The organism is Cohnella hashimotonis (genome assembly GCF_030014955.1).
GTDB classification, from domain to species: domain Bacteria; phylum Bacillota; class Bacilli; order Paenibacillales; family Paenibacillaceae; genus Cohnella; species Cohnella hashimotonis.
Genome location: NZ_JAGRPV010000001.1, coordinates 510,090 through 529,368 on the forward strand (window position 1 = coordinate 510,090; position 19,279 = coordinate 529,368).

Below are 19,279 nucleotides of genomic sequence, written 5' to 3' on the forward strand. Positions count from 1 at the left end.
GATCCGGATCGGGCGACAGAAGCGCCGGGAAGCTTAGGGGCTCGACATCCCTAAGCTTCTTTTTATGACTTGTTCGCTAAAAAAAATAGTTGCAATAGCATTCTATATCGCATATGATGCAATTAGTTGCAATAGCATCCTATTTAAAGGGGAGATGGCGTTGAACGAGCAAGAGCTGAAGGCAGGCGAGGGCGCCGCCGAATCGCACGGACAGTATATTTCGGCCATTTATCGTCACATGCAGGTCGCAATCGCCGCCGAACTGGCGCCATACCGCATCGGGAGCGGCCAGTACATTTTTTTGATGGCGATCGCGTCCGGGCGGTCCGTTACCCAGAAGGCGCTGAGCGAGCGGCTGCTCGTGGACAAGACGACGACGGCGAAGGCCATTGCCAAGCTCGAAGCGGAAGGCTACGTGCGCAGGGAACCCGATCCCGCCGACCACCGGTATCAGCTGCTCGATCTGACGGAAGCGGGACGGCAGGTCGTGCCCAAGGTCAGGGAAGCGCTGGCCCGCGTGAAGGCGCGGACGCGGAAGGGGATTTCGGAAGAAGCCTACGATGAATTGCTGCAATCCCTGAAGATCGTGCTCCGCAATTTAACCGAACAGGAGGAGAGGCCCGAATGATCGCGACCCCATTTATCGCAGTGGACAACTGCAAGGACGAGATTCAGTACTATCAGAAGGTTTTCGGCGGCGAAATCGAGATTTTGCGGAAGCAGGGGGATACGGTGTTAAACGCGGACCTGCATGCGGCGGGCGCGACCCTGAAGTTTGCCGACACCCAGGCGGCGAAGCCGGCGCAGAAAGGCGACTATGTAAGGGTATTTCTCAATATCGAGACAGAGGATGCTTTTCGAGGCATCTACGACAAGTTGGGGGACGGCGGCACGGTCCATACGGCAATATACGAAGCGCCGTTCAACGGCCTGCTTGCGATCGTGAACGACCGGAACGGCGTGTGCTGGGTGCTGTCTTATTATCGCGATTGAATATCGTGCAAAGGGATCAACGAAGCGACCGCGAACAGCAGCTGCTCCGGGCCGAAAGGCTTGGCGGTGCCCACCGATAGATAGGTGTCGCCGCGCCGCAGGTACCAGTCGGCGGTGCCTGCGGTCTCGATCCAATAGGCCGGGCCGTCCTTCAGTACGATCTTCCTGACGCGAGTCGCGCCGGACTCAGGCCGTAGGTCGCGCTTGGACTGCCGGATGAAGAAGTGCGGGTAGCTGATGCTCAGAACGTCCTTGTCTTCGATGGAGATCCGCAGTCCGTAGTCGGTCGCGATCCCTTTGGCGGCCGCGTACGGCTCGGCGAGCCCGATGTCCCGAGCAGCGTCTTTGATGTCGTTAAGCTCCTGCTTCTCATAGGGAATGCTTACGAACGTATCTGAGGTGTATTCCTCCATCGTATATTCGGCGAACCGCGAGACACGCTCCGGCGAAAACCAATACAGACGCACCGAATCCTCGCTTCCGTCGGTCGCTTCGATCGCGAGCTCGGGGCTAATGGCGACAGATTCAGCCCCTAGCGCGGCGTTCAGGTCGCAGGTCTCGGCATGGCGGCCGTTCCAGCGATAGAGACGAGTCGACATCGGCAGCCCGCCGGTCGCCGCGATTTCCGGTTTCCCGTCAAAGTCCAGATCGACCTCTCGAACGAGGCCCTCTTCGATCGCCAGCAGCGGCTCGGGGACGCCATTTCTGATCCCTACGTATAGCGCGATCGTCGCGGATGCGCCTGTGCTGCCGGTCAGCTTCACCGTTTCGCCGTTTCCTCCGAACAAACCTGTCGCCTTCTCGACCGTTACGTTTTCCTTTTTATCATAGAGATAACCCGCGATCCGCCCCAGCCCGAACACGTCGCCGTCCATCGAAATGGCCGCATACAGCGACTCGGTATCGCCTTCCTTGGCGTACACGACGATCGATCGTCCATTTTCCCCGGGAACCGGATAGGTCCGGATCGTCCGCGTGCCGGTTGCCGGCCACTTGGCGAAGCGCTCTGCGGGCGGGGGCGGCGGTACCTGCTCCCAGCGCAGCGATGCGTGTTCGGGGTCCGCGTCGGGCGCGGGAGCGGGCGGTGTGGGGGGAGCCGTCGAAGCGGTCGACGCGCTTGGCGCGATTGAAGCGGGAGCCGCCGTCGGGACGGCTTCTTCAGTTGGCGCCTTCGTCGTATTCGTCGCCGTCGCCGCCACGGTCGCAGAGAAGCTCGCAGAGCCTGCCGGCTCCGGTGCCGCGCCGCAGCCCGCGAATGCGAGCGCAGTCGCCGCAGCTAACGCCAATGTCGCTATTTTCCGATCGATCGCCATTTCTCCCATCGCCTCCGCTCAGCTGTATATTAATTGGACGGTATGCCGGGACAAAAGGTTAACGGCGTTGAGATTTGAGGCCGGCAAGTTTTCAAAGACAGCAATTCGAAAGAAACGCGGGAAGCATGGTTATGATACCTTGGATGGGGAAGCTCAAATGAATGGGGACGGTGGCGCAGTATGGGAGCATTGAAGCCGTATATTCAGTCGGAAGACGCCAGAGCGCAGGCCGATTTTTACCTGCAGGCGCTGGGCGGCAAGCTGATGTCCGTGAGCACGCACGGCGAGCTGATGGGCGCGGAGAATGAATTCAAGGACAAGGTCATGCATATGTGCATCGCCGTTGCAGGGGAGAACTACGTATTTCTGGCGGATGCGATCGAGCCGGTCGGCTCCGGCTCGGCCGTCGCGCTGTCGATCGGCTACGCGGCGCAGGACGAAGCGCGCGAGGCTTTCGGCAAGTTAGCCGAGGGCGGTCAGATCAGGCATCCGATCGAGACGCAGCCTTTCGGCCTGTATTTTGGCGAGCTGACGGACAAGTTCGGCATCCGATGGATGATTACCGCAGGGTAGATAAACGGAAGGGTTTGACTATACGGCGAGGGAGCGGTGGGTGAATTGATTAACCGAGTAGGACAGATTATGGTGTACGTCGACGATCTGGACAAGGCGCGGAATTTCTGGACGGAAAAAGCGGGATTCCGCGTCGCGAACGAGGAAAACAACGGCGAGGGCATGCGGTGGATCGAGATCGCGCCGGCGGACGGGGCGGAGACGAACATCGTGCTGCACGACAGGGCTTTCGTCGCCAAAATGTCGCCCGAGCTCAACCTCGGCACGCCTTCCCTCATGTTTTTCACGAGCGAATTGGACAAGCTGTATGCCGACTACAAAAGCAAGGAAGTCAAGGTCGGAGACCTTGTCGAACTGCCCTTCGGCCGCGTGTTCAACTTCGCCGACGACGAGGACAACTACTTCGCCGTGATGGAGAAGAAGTAAGAGGAAACGATTGACTGCCTATGAATGCGGAGACCGCCTGACCGATGGGGCGGTTTTTGGCATTTGCGCGAGTATGACGGTAAAACGGAAACTTTGATCAATCAAGCCCTTGTTGCGCGATAGAGGGCCGGGCTCGGTATAAGTGAATGTCTTGAGGCGATTGCACTTTGCCGGGCTGCGCCGATAAGCGCAAAAAGGAGCTAACGCGGCCTTCAAGGCGCCTTGGCTGCTCCGATAAGCGCAAAAAGGAGCTATCGCAGCCTTTCAAGCCGCCTTGGCTGCGCCGATAAGCGCAAAAAGGAGCTATCGCAGCCTTTCTAGGCGCCTTGGCTGCGCCGATAAGTGCAAAAAGGAGCTATCGCGGCCTTTCTAGGCGCCTTGGCTGCGCCGATAAGCGCAAAAAGGAGCTATCGCAGCCTTTCAAGCCGCCTTGGCTGCGCCGATAAGCGCAAAAAGGAGCTATCGCAGCCTTCGAGGCGCCTTGGCTGCGCCGATAAGCGCAAAAAGGAGCTATCGCAGCCTTTCTAGGCGCCTTGGCTGCGCCGATAAGTGCAAAAAGGAGATATCGCAGCCTTTCTAGGCGCCTTGGCTGCGCCGATAAGCGCAAAAAGGAGCTATCGCAGCCTTCAAACCACTCGGTACATTACCGATACCACTGAAAACCGATACCACTGAAAATCAAACTTCTGCTGCTATTGGAGGGCGGCATCCCGCCACCGTTAGCCGGAAAAACCGGGCTGCCTTGTCGTCGCGGTCTGGGGCGGATCCTAGTTTGTCCCGAACACCCCCGCGATGATATGCTAGACATATATCTACTCAACAGAGGAGCGATAATACGATGTATCAATCGATCGAACAAGTCGTGAACGACTGGAACCAGGAAGCCGCGCTGACGCTTAAGGTATTTGAAGCGATGAACGACGCTTCGCTGAAGCAGGCCGTATCCGAGACGCGTCACAGAACGCTTGGCGATATCGCCTGGCATGTGGCCAGCGCGCCCGTCGGCATTCTCGGCAGCGCCGGGCTTCAGATCGCCGGACCGGATTTTAAGAAGCCCGTGCCTGCGAGCGCCGTGGAGATCGCGGACGCTTACCGCAGCATGAGCGTCGCCGTGGCCGACGCGATCAAGGCGCAGTGGACGGACGCGCGTCTGGCCGAGAGCTTGCTTCTGTTCGGCGCGATGAACATGACCTATACCGGCGTTGTCACCCTGGTGGTCCGCCATCAGATCCACCACCGCGGACAGATGACCATCCTCATGCGTCAGGCGGATGCCGTTCCTCCGGGCGTATACGGTCCGAACGAGGAAGAAGGCGCCGCGATCAAAGCCGCACGGGGCCAGTAAATAACGCAGCCGATCGAAATGACGGAGACCTCGCCGGAGGCTCCGTTTTTTACTGCCGTACGTTTGCCGATCGTGCGTATGAATGCAGCTTTGGTCAGTCTCTGCCACCTTTGCCAATGCGAGGGAGCGGGGCGATTCGGTTTTAACGAACACACGGCCATGTTACAATAAAGGGATGTGAAAGCGTTTATATACGCTACGTTCAGAACCGATCGCCGCATTCGAAAGGGGCGCACCACTTGCAGCAAAGCTGGTTTCGACGACTGCTGTTGTCCTACTTCCCCATTTTCCTGATCACCATCACGATCATCGTGTTTCTCTCATTTTTGATGGTCAACGAGATTTCCCGCAAAGAAACCGCCAAGGCGGATGCCGTCTCCACCCGATTCATTATGGAAAACCTGGAGCGGTCCGTTAACGATATCGAGATGAGCGTGCTCAAGGAAATGGAGACGAACGCAAGCTACTCCACGTATCTGAACCGGTCTTCCGAGGACGACCAGTCGCTGATCTATACGCTGGCGCCTCGCCTTCGCGCGCTTAACGAGAACAGTGAGCTGGTCCAATCCGTCTACCTTTACCGGGAAGCCGACAAGACGGTGCTGACGGAGAGGGGGCGGAGCGATTTGTCCCTTTTCCCGGACCGCGCCTTTATTCAGGAAGCGCTGCAAAAGCCGGCGTATCGCGGCTGGTCCAAGGTGCGCAGCCTGCAGGAGGTTGGCAGCACGACGCCGACGCGGGTCATCTCTATGTACAAGCACCTGCCGCTGCCGTTCGGCAGCCAGGGCTTGCTCGTCATCAACGTGAGCATGTATCCGCTTGAGCAGGTCGTAAACGCAATGACGAACGCCAGCATCTCGTTCATGATCATTAATGACGATTCGGGCAACCTAATTTATGAAGCGCACAAGGCCGAAGGCGTCCGCGGCTCCTCATCCGGCGGCAAGGTGCTGACGACGCTCCATTCGGACCGGCTGGGCTGGGCGTTCGAGAGCGGCATCCGTACGGGCCAGCTGTACGCGTGGGTATCGGTCATCTCCTACGTATGGATCGCGATCGGCATCCTCACGGTGCTGCTCGCCATCGTTTATATCGTGTACATTACGCGCAAAAACTATCGGCCGATCCAGTTGGTCATGAACCGCCTGCAGACGATCCAGCTGCGCAACGATGCGCCGCCGTCCAAAAAGGACGAGCTGGCGATGATCGACAACGCCTTGACCAGCCTGATCTCCCGGTCCATGGATTACGAGAAGCAGTATCACGAGAACCTGGTCCTGCAGCGCAGCCAGTTGTTCGTCGATCTGATCGGCGGTCAACAGCTCGGGGCGGACATTGACGAGAAAATGCGCAAGCTGAGCCCGCTGCCTCCCGTCTCGGAGACGGACCGCTACGCGGTCATGCTCGCCGAGATCGACGAGTATGCCGGCTTCCAGCGCGTATATTCGGTCAAGGATCAGAACGTGCTCAAGTTCGCGCTGATGAACGTATTCCAGGAGCTCGCCGCGGGCGAGAACCTGCACAGCTGGGCCGAGTGGATCGGCGGCGACCGCGTCGCCGTTCTGATCGCCCTTCCCGAAGGAGAAGCGGGCAAGACGACGGAGGATCTGCGGGCGATCGCGGATCAATGCCGCGACTGGGTCGAGGACAAGCTGCGCATCTCGCTCAGCTTCGGGATCGGGCTCGCCGTCGGACGGATTGCGGATGTCGAGCATTCGTTCCGCGCGGCAACCGAGGCGCTTCGTCACAAGCTGTCGCTCGGACAGGGCACGATTTTGTTCGGCGAAGAGATGTCGAGCGGCGATCTGAGTCCGGTGCTGCCGTACCTCGGGACGATTGCGGAGCTGGTCAAAGATTTCCGGCTGAACAACGAGGCGTGGCGGGACGGTCTGCAGGACATGTTCGAGCGCTTCCGCAAGGACAAGCTCAAGGACGACGGCATCCGCTCGCTGCTGCAGACGATGCTGCGGATGCTGGGGCACGAGCTGGACGCCTTCTCCGACGAGCTGCGATCCCGGTTTTCCGGAGACAAGGGAGAAGGCTGGCAGCGCATTTTGGACGAGGCCCGATCGCTTGAAGAGCTGGAGACCCGGATCGGCGAATTTTTGAGCGAGGCCTATCGCTCCTACGTCGTCGTCAGCAAGACGAATACGTACCGCGCGATGATAGGCGAAATGAAGAGTTATATCGAGGAGCATTTTTCCGATCCCGATCTTTCTCTTAAGCACTTGAGCGACCGCTTCCAGATCTCCGGGAAGTACGCGAGCTATTTGTTCAAAATGGAGTTCGATATGAAGTTCGTCGACTTTCTCGTGCATCTGCGGATGGAACGCGCGGAGAAGCTGCTGCTCGAGACGAAGCTGCCGATCCAGGATATCGCCCTGCAGATCGGATATGCGAACTCGATCACGTTCGGCCGCGTCTTCAAGCGGACCTACGGCGTCGCTCCCGGCGATTACCGCAAGCTGAAGCTGCGCTCGCCGTCGGAATAGCCGCGAACCCGCGGTGCGACAAGGAATAATGGCTGCAGTTCCGTTAAAGTTTAGTTCGGGAATTCGGTTTATTCCGTTCGATTTTGGCTACGAAATGGGTGCGATCGTCCGCTTTGGGGCGCACTCGTTTCGTTTTTTTAATTCGGAAGCGTCGGATCGACGCGATGCCGTATACGGAAACGAATGACGGTCCGGACGGTAAAAACGAGGCGGCAGGCGGGATGGCGCGGACGATCGGAATTCGGTTTAGTTCGGGAAAACCGTCGGGTATTCCATGAGCCTCGCCGAAAAATCGCCGTATTCTGGCCGCTGAGCGCTTCAGGGACAGCATCGGAATTTAGTTTATTGTCCCTTTGTCCGAAGTGAAGGCATACTGGGGACATCCCGATCGAAGCGCTTTCAAGTGGCGGAGCACGCAGCGTTAAACAGGCGGCTCCCAGGCGGCGGCGAAATGGGCGAACCTATTCATAAGATAAGGGGTTGTGACAATGGCACCAAAGATGACGAAGGCAGCAAGCCTGTCGCTGGCAGCCGTACTCGCAAGCATGAGCCTGCTGAGCGCATGTTCATCCAATTCCAATTCGAATTCGAACGCAGGAAACGCCGGCAGCGACGGAGGATCGGCTTCGGCCGGCACCGCATCCTCGCCTGCCGCTTCCGGCAAGCAAGTCACCCTCAAGGTCGAACTGTTCGACCGCGGCAACTCGCCTAGCCCATACACGATTACCGACAGCTACCTGACGAAGTACATCCAAGACAACTTCGGCACGCCTAACAATATTAAGATGGAGTTCGTGCCAGTGCCCCGCTCCGAAGAGATCAAGAAGCTGAACGTGCTGATGGCGAGCGGCAGCGACGTGCCGGATATCGTCTTCACCTACGACTCCGCGACCTTCAACCGGTACGCTCAGCAGGGGGGCCTGACCGATCTGTCGGACCTCCTAAACCAGTACGGCTCGAACTTGAAAACGTTCCTCGGGGACGATGCGCTCGCCTACGGCGTCTATGACGGCAAGCAGCTCGCGATTCCCGGCAAGCGTTCGATCCTCGGCAAGTATTCGTCGTTCATCCGCACGGACTGGCTGGACGCGCTCGGCATGAAGGCGCCGACGACAACGCAGGAGCTTTACGACACGCTGGTCGCGTTCAAACAGAAGGACCCGGGCAAGACGGGCGGCAAGGTGATCCCTTACGGCATGTCGATCGAGCCGGCGCAGTACGATCCGCTCATCTGGTCGTTCATTCAGCCGATGACGGACGAACAGCGCTTTACGCTGACGCAGAAGCTTGGCTCCAACGAGTATCCGACGCTGCTGCCGGGCTTCAAGGACGCGCTTCAGTTCTATAACAAGCTTTACAACGAAGGGCTGATCAGCAAGGACTTCGGTCTCGACAAGGACAAGAAGCAGATGACGCAGGACATCCAGAACGGCCTGGTCGGATTCCTGACCGAAGATTATCCGAACCTTTACTACGCGGACGGCACGTACGAGAATCTGCTCAAGACGGTGCCGACGGCGAAGCTCGATCCGATCGACGCGTTCACCAATTCCGAAGGCAAGCACGCGAAGCCGGCATACGCGCCGAACGGCATGTATATCATGATTCCCAAGTCGAGCGAGCATGCGGCCGAAGCGGTCAAGTATCTGGACTGGATGGCGCAGAAGGACAATATGCTCGCGCTGCAAAACGGCGTAGAAGGCGAGAACTACGAGATGAAGGACGGCATTCCGATCGTGAAGACGGACGCGCCGCAGGACATTATCGACCGCATCTACAACTATGGCGACATCGTCATCCTCGCGAACGGCAAATTCACGGGCGACGAAGAGAAAGACAAGCAAGCGTTCGCGGCAGGCTTCCCGCCGGCGTACCAGGAAAATCTCCGCAAAGCGCTGGACATCTCGGTCACCGATACGTTTGCGCCGCTCCTCATCGATCGTCCGATCGAGGCGGAAGCCAAGTACGGCACGGCGCTGCAGGATAAATACGAAGAGTTCATCGTCAAGGCCGCCACGGCCAAGCCGGCCAATTTCGAGAGCGCGTACGAATCCGCGCTGAAGGATTACATGCAGAGCGGCGGTCAAGCGATTCTCGACGAACGCACGAAGCTCTACCAAGAGAAGAAGTAAGTTTAAGTTTCAGGCACGAGACAAACAAGGGAGAAGCGGCGGCCCTGCAGGGCCGCCCTTAACTTCCAGCCTCAGGAGAGGAGACCGGCAATCATGAGAGGAACCGTTTACTTTCGCCGTTATTGGCAGCTATACGCTCTGCTAGTCCTGCCTCTCGCCTATTTCGTCATCTTCAAATACGGTCCCATGTGGGGCGTGCAGATCGCGTTCAAGGACTTTAACTTCTTTCAAGGCATCATGGGCAGCGAATGGATCGGACTGGATGCGTTCCGCGAGGTGTTCCATTCTCACGATTTCTTCAAAACGCTCCGCAATACGCTCATGCTGAACATCCTGGACCTGATCGTATCCTTTCCGGCGCCGCTGATCCTCGCGATCATGCTGTTCGAGGTCAAGTTCCAATGGTTCAAGCGGCTGTCCCAAACGATATTGTACATTCCCCACTTTATCTCCTGGGTTATCATAGGCGGCATCGTGTATCAGGTGTTCGGCACGCAATCCGGACTCGTCAACAACTTCCTCGCCTCGCTAGGCTTCGGCCCGGTGCCGTTCCTGTCGGACAAACATTATTGGCTGTTCACGTACCTTGCGACAGGCGTGTGGCAGAGCGCAGGCTGGGGCACGATTCTGTATTTGGCCGCCCTCACCGGCATCAACCGCGACTTGTTCGAAGCGGCCGAAGTGGACGGCGCCGGACGGCTCAAGCGGATCTGGCATATCACGCTGCCAGGCCTCAAGACGACGATCGCCACCCTGCTCATCATCAATCTCGGCAATATGATCGCGATCGGCTTCGACCGCCCGTTCGTCATCGGCAACAAGATGGTCATGGATTATTCCGACGTGCTCAGCACCTACGTGTACCGCACGGGCCTGGAGTCCGGTCAGTATACGCTGGCGACGGTCGTCGGGCTGTTCCAGGCGGTCGTCGGACTGGTATTCGTTCTCGGCGCCAACTACGCGTCCAAGAAGCTGACCGACGAAGGGATTCTATAAGCTATCTACCGAAAGGAGCGGGCTACCGTGACCGAGCGTACGTCCAACCGCATCTTCGATACCGTCAACGTCATTCTCCTTACGATTTTTGTCCTTATCTGCCTGGCGCCTTTCTTTCACATCGTCGCGATCTCACTCAGCTCCACCCGCGCAGTCGTATCGGGCGCCGTCACGCTGCTGCCGATCGATCTGGATCTAAAAGCGTACCGCAGCGTCTTGTCGGATATGTCGATGGTCCATTCGCTTGGCTTTACCGTCTTTCTGACCGCGCTGACTACCGTGTTTTGCATGATCATGACGGTCGCGGCCGCTTACCCCCTGACGCATACCAAGCTGAAGGGCCGCAAGGTGTTCATGTTCATTATCGTCGTCACGATGTTCTTCAGCGGCGGGATCATCCCGGAGTACATCCTGGTTCAGAATTTGCATCTGCTTAATACGGTGTGGGCGCTCGTTTTGCCGGGTTTGATTAGCCCATTTTATCTGATTATTCTGATTTCATTCTTTAATGGAATCCCGAACAGCCTGGTCGAGGCTGCCGAGATCGACGGCGCGACCCAGTTCGGCACCCTCTTTAAGATCATCCTCCCGCTCTCGCTGCCGGTCATCGCGACGCTCAGCCTGTTCTATGCCGTCGGTCGCTGGAACGGCTTCCAGGATTCGCTCCTCTATATCACCAAGACCGAACTCTATCCGCTGCAGCTGAAGCTGTACCAGCTGGTGCAAAACAGCATGATCTCGGACGTGACGCGGAATGAAGGGCCTGGCGTCCTCCACTCGACGCCCGAGAGCCTGAAGGCGGCGAGCGTCGTGTTCGCCACCGTGCCGATTCTGCTCGTCTATCCATGGCTGCAGCGTTACTTCGTCAGCGGCGTCATGCTGGGAGCGGTCAAGGGATGAGCGGCTTGGACAAGGCAGCGGACCTTGCAGGGGATAAAGCCGGCTACTCGTTCTCGACCTGCTGGAACATCAAGCGCCATACGCGCGGCAGCGAGATGATCGAGGAGATCCGCAGCCTCGGCTTCCGGCAGGTCGAGTTGAATTACAACGTCACCGAAGAACTCCTGGCAACGATCGAGCCGATGATCGAGCGCGGCGAGATCGGCGTGTCGAGCGTGCACAATACGTTCCCGCACGTGGCGGACCCGGATTATGGCACCGACTCGGTGCTGCTCGGCTTCGAAGATGCGGAGAGACGCGGACGGGCAATCGAGCTGCTCGTCCGGTCGGCTGAGTACGCGCATCGCTATGGGGCGAAAGCCGTCGTCGTCCACCCGGGCGAAGTGCCTTTCCCCTACGATATCAGCCGTAGTCTCCAGGAAATCTATCGGGAGCAAGGACCGGACGCGGAGGCGTACCGGATCCTGTGGGAAGAGATGCTGGAGCGGCGCCAAGCGCTGGCCGGCGGGTATCTCGCGCGCATCCGCGACAGTCTGGAGCAGGCGTCCGAGACGCTCGCCGCGAGAGGCTACGATCTGATCCTCGGCATCGAGACGCGCTCGCGCTGCAATCAGATCCCGACGCTCGCCGAAGCCAGATGGATCATCGATCAATTGAAGGGCTCGCCTGTGAAATTGTGGTTCGACATCGGGCACGGGATGATGATGGAGCGGATGGGGCTGTACGACAACGCAGCCGAGCTGCCGGGCTTGATCGACGACATCGGCGGGCTCCACATCCACGAGACGATCGGGCTGTCCGATCATTGGTGTCCGTACGTCCACAGCGGCGACGACGAGACGTTCGACCTGTACCTCGAGGCGATCGACCGCGTCCCGCTCAAGGTATACGAGCTTAAAGCGGCCTGCGAGCCCGAGGCGATTCACCGCAGTCATGCGATACTGCAGCAAAAGCTGTCGGCGCGAAAGAAAGCGTTCGATTCGGAGCCGGCAGCGAATGGAGGGATTCGAGCGTGAACAGGGCGTACCGGAACGTATTCGAGATTAACGACAAATGGGTGCTGGAGGGCATGGACCGCCAGGATCTGGATGAAAACAGCCGAAGCTACGGCGGCATCGTGAGCGCCGAGTACGGCCTGGCCTCGCCGAATCACTCCACAGGGACGCCGACGACGATGGCCATCTGGGCGGCTTCGCTATGCCAGCCTGGCTCGCCCTTTTACAGAGACGCGGAGCTCGCAGGCAGATTCGCCCTCGCCGCCCGCTATATGCTGGGCGCGCAGCACGAGGACGGCACGATCTCGCCGGGCTGGACCAACTTCCACTCGCCGCCGGATACGGCGTTCGTCGTCGTCGGCTACGCGCAGGTTTACCAGCTGCTTGCGCAGGACGACTGGGCGCCGCTCCGCGAGGCGGCTTCCGACGTTCGCCTGTTCCTCGAGCGGACGATCCCGGCGCTCGTTACGGGCGGCGTCCACACGCCGAATCACCGCTGGGTCGTCAGCGCTGCGCTCGGCTTTCTGCATGAGCTGTTCGGCACCCCGGAGACGGTGCGCCGGGCGGAGCAGTGGATTGCCGAGGGCATGGATATCACGCCGGACGGCGAATGGACCGAACGCAGCAACGGCATCTACAACGCCGTGAGCGACATCATGCTCGTCCACGCCGCCCGTCTGCTCGGAAAGCCCGAGCTGCTCGCGCCCGTCCGCGCCAATTTGCGCATGATGCTTTATCTCGTTCATCCGAACGGCGACGTCGTGACCGATTACTCCGGCCGCCAGGATTTCGGGCATAAGCACGACCTGTCCTCCTATTTTCTGCCCTACGCCATGATGGCGCGTCTCGACGGAGATGCCGAGTTCCAGGCGGCCGCCGACCTCGCCTACGGACAGCTGCGTCATCCGGGCAGCTGCCCGACGAACGCTGCGGTCCGGCTGCTGCTGGATCCGTCGCTGCAGGAGCAGGCGGTTCAGCCGGCCGCGCTGCCGACCGATTACCGCAAGCTGCTGCATGCGGACTTCCCGCGCCAGCAATACCTGGTGGCGATGGAAGGCGCGGGGCATAACGGCCGCATCTATCACAGCCGCCTGCACCCCGACTTCGGCGCAGCCGTCGCCCGGGTGCGCAACGGGGACGAGAGCGTCACGATCAGCGCGGAGACGCCTTCCTTCTTCGCGTTGCGGCACGGCGCCGCGCGGCTGCTCGGCGTTCAGGTAGCCACCTATTTCGCGCCGGGCTTCGTCCCGATGAACAGCCTGATCGAAGCGGAGGGCGGATACCGGCTTGCCGGCGAGCAGCTCAAAGGCTACTACGGCCCGGTGGCGGCCGGGCGCCTGCCGGCGACGGCGGGCGAAGCGACCAGCCCTTGGTACCTGCTGCCGCACCATTTGCGCGAGGAGACGCACGTACAGCGGCTTCGCGTCGAAGTCGACGTGCTGGAGACGGCCGACGGTTGGGAGCTCGTCATCCGTTCCGGCGAACCCGAGGACGCGATGGCGCAGATCTCCGTCATTCTGGCCGCGGACGGCGAGCTGACCGGCGGCGAGCTGGCGCCTGCGGGCGAGGGCAAGCAGTTCTGGAAGTCCGGCACGCTGCGGTACGAAGCGGGCGGGGGCGTGCTTGAACTGGAAGGCGGCGCCTTCGCGCACACGGCCGGGTTCGTGCGCGAGGCGAACCTGCCGACCGACTGCCAAACGCTGCTGCTGAACGTCGTCGCGCCGTTCGAGACGCGGATCCGCATCCGGACCGTGCCGCGCGCGGAGGGTTGACCGCGACTTGCGTGATTGCCACTTGCCTGATTGCCACTTGCTTGATTGGGATCTGCTTGATTGCGACTTGCCTTAACCCTTTAGCCATTTTGTCATTTTAAGCCTGGAGTGATCATCCATGACCGATTATATCGAACGGCGCGAGAGCATCGGCTACTGGCTGGGCGAGGATGCCGCCGGCATCCTCGGCGCGGTGGCCGGGCGCTACCTGGGCGCCAATCCCGAGATTCCCTTCGCGCTGCGCGCGTTCTCGGCGGACGGCATTCTCCAGACCGAAGAAGGCTATTACGACTTCGACATGGGCCGGCGGCTGCCGGACGCCAGGCACGGTGAGGTCGCTTATGCGTGCGGACTCGCATGGAGCGACGACGAGCGCTCGCTGGACGCGGGGATCATGCCCGCGAGCCCGGTCCGCTTTTACTTGAACGGTACGCTGCTGTACCGTTCCGGCGCGGTCGACGAGATGAAGCCGGACGCCAAGGCGATCGTCCCGCTCCTGCTGCGCAAGGGCTGGAATACGCTCCTGCTCGAAATGCGCAGGACGGAAGCGGGCTTCGGCTGCCGCTTCGGCGCGGAGGAAGGCAAGGTACGCATCCTGCAGGTGCTGGCGCCGTTCGCCGAGCGCCGCGAGACTGCGGGCTGGGCGTATTCCGAAGCGCTTCCGGCCGCCGCATATGGCGAAGGGCTCGGGTTCCCCGATTTCGGCGGCGAGGAAGCGGATACGGGCATCGCCTGGCTGCCGGCGCGCGAGTGGCCGGCGGAAGCGGCGGCCAGGCCGAACTTCGAGCGCATCTTCGGCGTGCCGGAAGGCGCGGCTGCGGGCTATGCCTGGAGCAAGCTGCCGCCGGCGGTGCGAGGCGTGAGCAGCATCTGGCGAGGCTGGGCGCACGGCCCGCTCACCGTCTGGCTCGACGGGCAGCCGGTCATCGAGCTGACCGGGGCTGGCGCATTCGAACACGATCTGCCGTTGGCGTTCAAGGACGGCCATGTGCTGGTCCGCGCGGAGACGGGCGAGCAAGGCTGGGGCTTTGAGCTCGCGGTGTCCGCGGCGGAGTCGGGCGCACCGGTGAGCTTCGAGCTGCCGGCGCCGGTTCACGGGGCGGACTTAGCTGGCGGCTGGCTTTACGCGGGACCGCTGCCGGCCGATCATCGCGAGGTGCCTGCTGCCGTGCAGTCGGTCAAGCGGCTGTTTAAGCTGGCCGACGGTGCGGCTGCAGCCGGGGCTGGTGCTTTTGCAGGCGCGAACGGCATGACCGGCTGGGCGCTGAACGGTCCGGGCCTCAGGCTGCGGCCGTATTACGAGAACGCAATGCTGAGCAACCGCTGGACGGCGGGCGCAGCGACCAACTTCGGCCGCTGGGACTACCCGCTCGGCGTGACGATGTACGGCCTGCTGCAGACGGCCCGCGAACTCGGACGTCCGGAGATCGCGGACTATGCCCGCGCCCATATCGACAGCTGCACCGATTGGTACGAATATTCCCTCTGGGACAAGGCCGCTTACGGCTTTCCTTCGATCAATCACCAGCTTGTGCTCGTGAAGATGCTGGACAACTGCGGCTCGTTCGGCTCGGCGATGCTCGAGGCGTATCCGTCCGAAGGCAACGCGGATTGCCTGGCGATCGCGAACGTCATCGCGGACTTTATCGCGAACCGGCTGGAGCGGCGAGACGACGGCGCGTATTACCGTCTATGCGTCGGCGAATACGCCGCCGATACGATGTGGGCGGACGACCTGTACATGAGCGCGCCTTTTCTGAGCCGTTATGCGGGCATTACCGGGGACCGGCGTTATCTGGACGACGCGGCGAGCCAGTTCTTGCATTACCGGCGCTACCTGTACATGGAAGACCGGGGCGTCATGAGCCATGTGTACGACTTCAAATACGGCAAGGCGACGCGCATTCCGTGGGGCAGAGGCAACGGCTGGACGCTGTTCTCGCTGTCGGAGCTGCTGGAGCGGCTGCCTTTGGCCCACGAGGACCGGCCGGCGCTGCTCGCGTTTTTCCGCGAGCTGTGCGCGGGGATCGCGGCGCAGCAGGGCGAGTCCGGCCTGTGGCGGCAGGTGCTGACCGATCCGGACGCGTACGAGGAGGCCTCCTGCACGGCGATGTTCGCCTACGCCTTCGCGCGCGGCGTCCGGTTCGGATGGCTGGACGATTCCATCCGCTTCTCGGAAGCCGCGCTGCGCGGCTGGCGGGGACTCGCTTCGAAGGCGATCGACCGCAACGGCAACGTGCACGGCGTTTGCAGCGGCTCGCGTTATTCGTTTACCGAGGACTACTACAAATACGATCTGCTCACCGTCGTCAACGACAACCATGGCACAGGCATTATGATGCTGGCGGGCGTGGAGATCTGCCGACTTGAAGCGTTCCTGCGCGAGCGGGATTCGTCCAAGACGCGGAGGGCCGTGCAGGCGCCGGGCGGCGTTTGATCGACAATCCCCGGACAGACCCCGGCAAAAGACGGCAAGAGACTGGCGAGCGGCCGAGAGGAGAGAGCGAATTGACCCTACGATTAACGATGGCCCAGGCGCTGCTGAAGTTTCTGGACAACCAATATATATCGGTAGACGGCGCAGAGACCAAGTTCGTGCAAGGCGTGATGGGCATCTTCGGCCACGGCAACGTGACCGGCATCGGCGAGGCGCTTGAGCGCAGCGCGGGCGAGCTTGTCTATGTGCAGGGCAAAAACGAGCAGGGCATGGTTCACGCAGCCGCCGCCTATGCGAAGCAGAAAAACCGCCGGCAGATCTGGGCGTGCACGTCGTCCATCGGCCCGGGCGCGCTGAACATGGTGACGGCCGCGGCGACAGCGACCGTCAACCGGATCCCGGTGCTGCTGCTGCCCGGCGACAACTTCGCCGGCCGTCAGCCCGATCCGGTGCTGCAGCAGCTGGAGGTGGCGTCCGACTACAACGTCTCCGCGGCGGACGCCTTCAAACCGGTCAGTCGCTATTGGGACCGGATCGCCCGGCCCGAGCAGCTCATGGCGGCGGCGCTCCAGGCGATGCGCGTGCTGACCGATCCCGCCGAGACGGGCGCGGTGACGCTGGCGCTGCCGCAGGACGTGCAGGCCGAAGCGTACGACTATCCGGACGCGTTTTTTGTGAAAAGGGTGCATGTCGTCGACCGCCGTCCGCCTTCGGCTGCCGCAGTAGAGCGGGCTGCGGCGCTGATCGCGGCCGCCAAGCGGCCGCTGATCATCGCTGGCGGAGGCGTGCTGTACGCGGACGCGACGGCCGAGCTGGCCGCGTTCGCAGAGCGCTTCGGCATCCCCGTGGCGGAGACGCAGGCGGGTAACAGCGCGCTGCCTTGGGATCACCCGCTCAACCTGGGCGCGATCGGCGTCACCGGCTCGCTGGCGGCCAACCGGGTCGCGGCCGATGCCGATCTCGTCATCGGCATCGGCACGCGGTACTCGGACTTCACGACCGCGTCGAAGCGGGCGTTCAGAGGCGAAGGCGTGAAGTTCGTGAACCTGAACGTGCAGGCCGCGGATGCGGCGAAGCTGGAAGGGACCGCGCTCGTCGCGGACGCGAAGGCGGGGCTGTCCGACTTGCAAGCTTCATTGGATGCGGCAGGCTACCGCAGCGCTTACGTCGAGAACGAGCTCGCGGCCTTGAAGGCAGAATGGGACCGCGAGGTCGACCGTCTCTTCGCGGCGCAACATCCGGACGGGCTGTCCCAGACGAGGGCGCTCGGCGTTATCCAGGACACGCTCGATCCGTCGTCGGTGGTCGTATGCGCGGCGGGCAGTCTGCCCGGGGACCTGCATCGCCTATGGCGTCCCGCGCAGCCCAAGACGTACCACATGGAATACGGCTTTTCCTGCATGGGCTACGAGGTGGCGGGCGCGTTCGGCGCCGCGCTGGCCGAGCCATCGCGCGAAGTGTACGCGTTCGTGGGCGACGGCAGCTACCTGATGATGCATTCGGAGCTGGTCACGAGCCTGCAGGAAGGCCGCAAGATTACGATCCTTCTTTTCGACAACCATGGCTTCCAATGCATTCACAACCTGCAGCGCGCGAACGGCAGCGACGGCTTCGGCAATGAATTCCGCTACCGCAGCGCCGATACGGGCCGTTTGACGGGCGCGACGCTCCCGATCGACTTCGCGGCGCATGCCCGCAGCCTTGGCGCGGTCGCATATACCGCGAGGACGCCCGAGGAACTGCGCGAAGCGCTGACGCGCGCCAAGCGGGAGACGACGACCACGCTGATCGAGATTCCGGTCGTGCCCGGCACGAACACGGACGGCTACGAATCCTGGTGGCGCGTCGAGGTGCCGGAGGTGTCCGTCTCGGCCAAGGTCGGCGCGGCGCAGCGGGAGATGGCCGCGAGGACCGCGGAAGCGAAGCCATACTAATAACGACGCCTTATTAATATAGAGGAAGAGGTGAGCCGCATGGCCGATCGGCCGTTCAAACTAGGCATCCACCCGATCAACTGGGTGGGCGAAGACGTGTCTGAGCACGGCGCGGACACGACGTTCGAGATCATCGTGGACGATATCGCATCCCTCGGCCTGACCGGGACGGAGATGGGACGCAAGTTTCCGAAGGATCCGGCCGTGCTGAAGCGGGAGCTCGATGCCCGCGGCATCCGGCTCGTCTCCCAATGGAAGTCCGTGCTGTTCTCCGATCCGGCTTACCTCGATCGGGAGCTCGAAGATTACCGCCGCCACGCGGCGTTTCTGGCCGAGTTCGGCAGCACGGTCATCAGCACGGCGGAGGTCGGAGGCTCCCTGCACTTCGATCCCCGGCGCTCCGCGAACGAGAAGACGGTGCTGCGGCTGGACGAAGCGGGCTGGGACAATCTCGCGAAGGGACTCAACGCGGCCGGAGAGATTGCGCGGAGCTTCGGCATGAAGCTGGCGTACCACCATCACGGCGGCACGGTCGTCGAGCGGCCGGAAGAGATCGACGAGCTGCTCCGCCGGACCGACCCTGCGCTTGTCCACCTGCTGTACGATACGGGTCACGCCTTTTACGGCGGTTCCGATCCGCTGGCGCTGCTGCGCAAGCATTACGACAGAGTCGCCTATATCCACCTGAAAGATATTCGGCCGAGGGTGCTCGCCGAAGCTCGGACGGAAGACGCCGACTTCGTCACCTGCATCCGCAAGGGCGTGTTTACTGTCCCCGGCGACGGCTGCATCGACTTCGAGCCGATCGTGCGCGAGCTGCGGGCGCGCGGCTACGACGGCTGGGCGATGCTGGAGGGCGAGCAGGACCCGACGCTCCACCAGCCCCGCGAATACGCGCACAGGGCGATCGTGTACCTCGACGCGATCCTGGACCGGGTTCAAGGGACTGCCGACACAAAGGAGGCTTAACA

At 61.4% G+C, this 19,279-nt stretch carries 15 protein-coding genes; 14 read left to right on the plus strand and 1 reads right to left on the minus strand.

Going from position 1 to position 19,279, the window contains the following annotated elements:
* The first annotated feature begins 160 nt into the window (after nucleotides 1-160).
* Together KB449_RS02120 and KB449_RS02125 are read left to right on the plus strand one after the other, a co-directional pair.
* Entirely contained in the window at nucleotides 161-628 is a 468-nt protein-coding gene (locus KB449_RS02120; protein WP_282906782.1) for a MarR family winged helix-turn-helix transcriptional regulator, read from the plus strand.
* Nucleotides 625-993, plus strand: a complete 369-nt coding sequence (locus tag KB449_RS02125; protein WP_282906783.1) for a VOC family protein — start codon at nucleotides 625-627, stop codon at nucleotides 991-993. Before KB449_RS02120 ends, KB449_RS02125 begins: the two co-directional genes overlap by 4 nt.
* Here the strand turns inward: KB449_RS02125 and KB449_RS02130 are convergent.
* Nucleotides 981-2,306, minus strand: a complete 1,326-nt coding sequence (locus tag KB449_RS02130) for a hypothetical protein (RefSeq protein WP_282906784.1) — start codon at nucleotides 2,304-2,306, stop codon at nucleotides 981-983. The two genes, KB449_RS02125 and KB449_RS02130, sit on opposite strands and share 13 nt — an antisense overlap.
* A gap of 180 nt (nucleotides 2,307-2,486) precedes the next feature.
* On the opposite strand from KB449_RS02130, the gene KB449_RS02135 reads away from it, so the two are divergent.
* The 12 genes from KB449_RS02135 to iolE all read left to right on the plus strand — a co-directional run bounded on the left by KB449_RS02135 (nucleotide 2,487) and on the right by iolE (nucleotide 19,277).
* Nucleotides 2,487-2,879 (plus strand): VOC family protein, encoded by a 393-nt coding sequence (locus KB449_RS02135; RefSeq protein ID WP_282906785.1) that lies wholly within the window; start codon nucleotides 2,487-2,489, stop codon nucleotides 2,877-2,879.
* Nucleotides 2,880-2,924: 45 nt separating this feature from the next.
* Nucleotides 2,925-3,305 (plus strand): VOC family protein, encoded by a 381-nt coding sequence (locus tag KB449_RS02140; protein ID WP_282906786.1) that lies wholly within the window; start codon nucleotides 2,925-2,927, stop codon nucleotides 3,303-3,305.
* Nucleotides 3,306-4,143: 838 nt separating this feature from the next.
* Nucleotides 4,144-4,650: a DinB family protein gene (locus tag KB449_RS02145; protein ID WP_282906787.1), complete on the plus strand. Its 507-nt coding sequence runs from the start codon at nucleotides 4,144-4,146 to the stop codon at nucleotides 4,648-4,650.
* A 239-nt stretch (nucleotides 4,651-4,889) separates the two neighbouring features.
* On the plus strand, nucleotides 4,890-7,142 hold the full coding sequence (locus tag KB449_RS02150; protein ID WP_282906788.1) for a helix-turn-helix domain-containing protein: 2,253 nt from the start codon (nucleotides 4,890-4,892) through the stop codon (nucleotides 7,140-7,142).
* Nucleotides 7,143-7,630: 488 nt separating this feature from the next.
* Nucleotides 7,631-9,274: an extracellular solute-binding protein gene (locus KB449_RS02155; RefSeq protein ID WP_282906789.1), complete on the plus strand. Its 1,644-nt coding sequence runs from the start codon at nucleotides 7,631-7,633 to the stop codon at nucleotides 9,272-9,274.
* A 93-nt stretch (nucleotides 9,275-9,367) separates the two neighbouring features.
* Nucleotides 9,368-10,270: an ABC transporter permease gene (locus KB449_RS02160; RefSeq protein ID WP_282906790.1), complete on the plus strand. Its 903-nt coding sequence runs from the start codon at nucleotides 9,368-9,370 to the stop codon at nucleotides 10,268-10,270.
* Nucleotides 10,271-10,297: 27 nt separating this feature from the next.
* Nucleotides 10,298-11,170 carry a carbohydrate ABC transporter permease gene (locus KB449_RS02165; RefSeq protein WP_282906791.1) on the plus strand — a complete coding sequence of 291 codons (873 nt, stop codon included), beginning with the start codon at nucleotides 10,298-10,300 and terminating at the stop codon, nucleotides 11,168-11,170.
* A complete protein-coding gene (locus KB449_RS02170; RefSeq protein WP_282906792.1) occupies nucleotides 11,167-12,186 on the plus strand; it encodes a sugar phosphate isomerase/epimerase family protein in 1,020 nt (339 codons plus the stop codon). The genes KB449_RS02165 and KB449_RS02170 overlap by 4 nt, the downstream gene beginning before the upstream one ends.
* The gene (locus KB449_RS02175; RefSeq protein WP_350356207.1) at nucleotides 12,183-13,937 is read left to right on the plus strand and encodes a hypothetical protein; all 1,755 of its coding nucleotides are present in this window, start codon (nucleotides 12,183-12,185) and stop codon (nucleotides 13,935-13,937) included. The genes KB449_RS02170 and KB449_RS02175 overlap by 4 nt, the downstream gene beginning before the upstream one ends.
* Nucleotides 13,938-14,055: 118 nt before the next feature.
* A complete protein-coding gene (locus KB449_RS02180) occupies nucleotides 14,056-16,374 on the plus strand; it encodes a glycoside hydrolase family 88/105 protein (protein ID WP_282906793.1) in 2,319 nt (772 codons plus the stop codon).
* An 89-nt stretch (nucleotides 16,375-16,463) separates the two neighbouring features.
* Nucleotides 16,464-18,308 (plus strand): 3D-(3,5/4)-trihydroxycyclohexane-1,2-dione acylhydrolase (decyclizing), encoded by a 1,845-nt coding sequence (iolD, locus tag KB449_RS02185; protein ID WP_282912713.1) that lies wholly within the window; start codon nucleotides 16,464-16,466, stop codon nucleotides 18,306-18,308.
* A 39-nt stretch (nucleotides 18,309-18,347) separates the two neighbouring features.
* A complete protein-coding gene (gene iolE / locus KB449_RS02190; protein ID WP_282906794.1) occupies nucleotides 18,348-19,277 on the plus strand; it encodes a myo-inosose-2 dehydratase in 930 nt (309 codons plus the stop codon).
* Nucleotides 19,278-19,279: the final 2 nt, after the last annotated feature.

Coding starts and splice junctions, on each gene's coding strand:
- KB449_RS02180 (WP_282906793.1), top strand. CDS start 14,056: ATGACCGATTATATCGAACGGCGCGAGAGCATCGGCTACTGGCTGGGC.
- KB449_RS02170 (WP_282906792.1), top strand. CDS start 11,167: ATGAGCGGCTTGGACAAGGCAGCGGACCTTGCAGGGGATAAAGCCGGC.
- KB449_RS02135 (WP_282906785.1), top strand. CDS start 2,487: ATGGGAGCATTGAAGCCGTATATTCAGTCGGAAGACGCCAGAGCGCAG.
- KB449_RS02155 (WP_282906789.1), top strand. CDS start 7,631: ATGGCACCAAAGATGACGAAGGCAGCAAGCCTGTCGCTGGCAGCCGTA.
- KB449_RS02145 (WP_282906787.1), top strand. CDS start 4,144: ATGTATCAATCGATCGAACAAGTCGTGAACGACTGGAACCAGGAAGCC.
- KB449_RS02160 (WP_282906790.1), top strand. CDS start 9,368: ATGAGAGGAACCGTTTACTTTCGCCGTTATTGGCAGCTATACGCTCTG.
- KB449_RS02130 (WP_282906784.1), bottom strand. CDS start 2,306: ATGGCGATCGATCGGAAAATAGCGACATTGGCGTTAGCTGCGGCGACT.
- iolD (WP_282912713.1), top strand. CDS start 16,464: ATGGCCCAGGCGCTGCTGAAGTTTCTGGACAACCAATATATATCGGTA.
- iolE (WP_282906794.1), top strand. CDS start 18,348: ATGGCCGATCGGCCGTTCAAACTAGGCATCCACCCGATCAACTGGGTG.
- KB449_RS02125 (WP_282906783.1), top strand. CDS start 625: ATGATCGCGACCCCATTTATCGCAGTGGACAACTGCAAGGACGAGATT.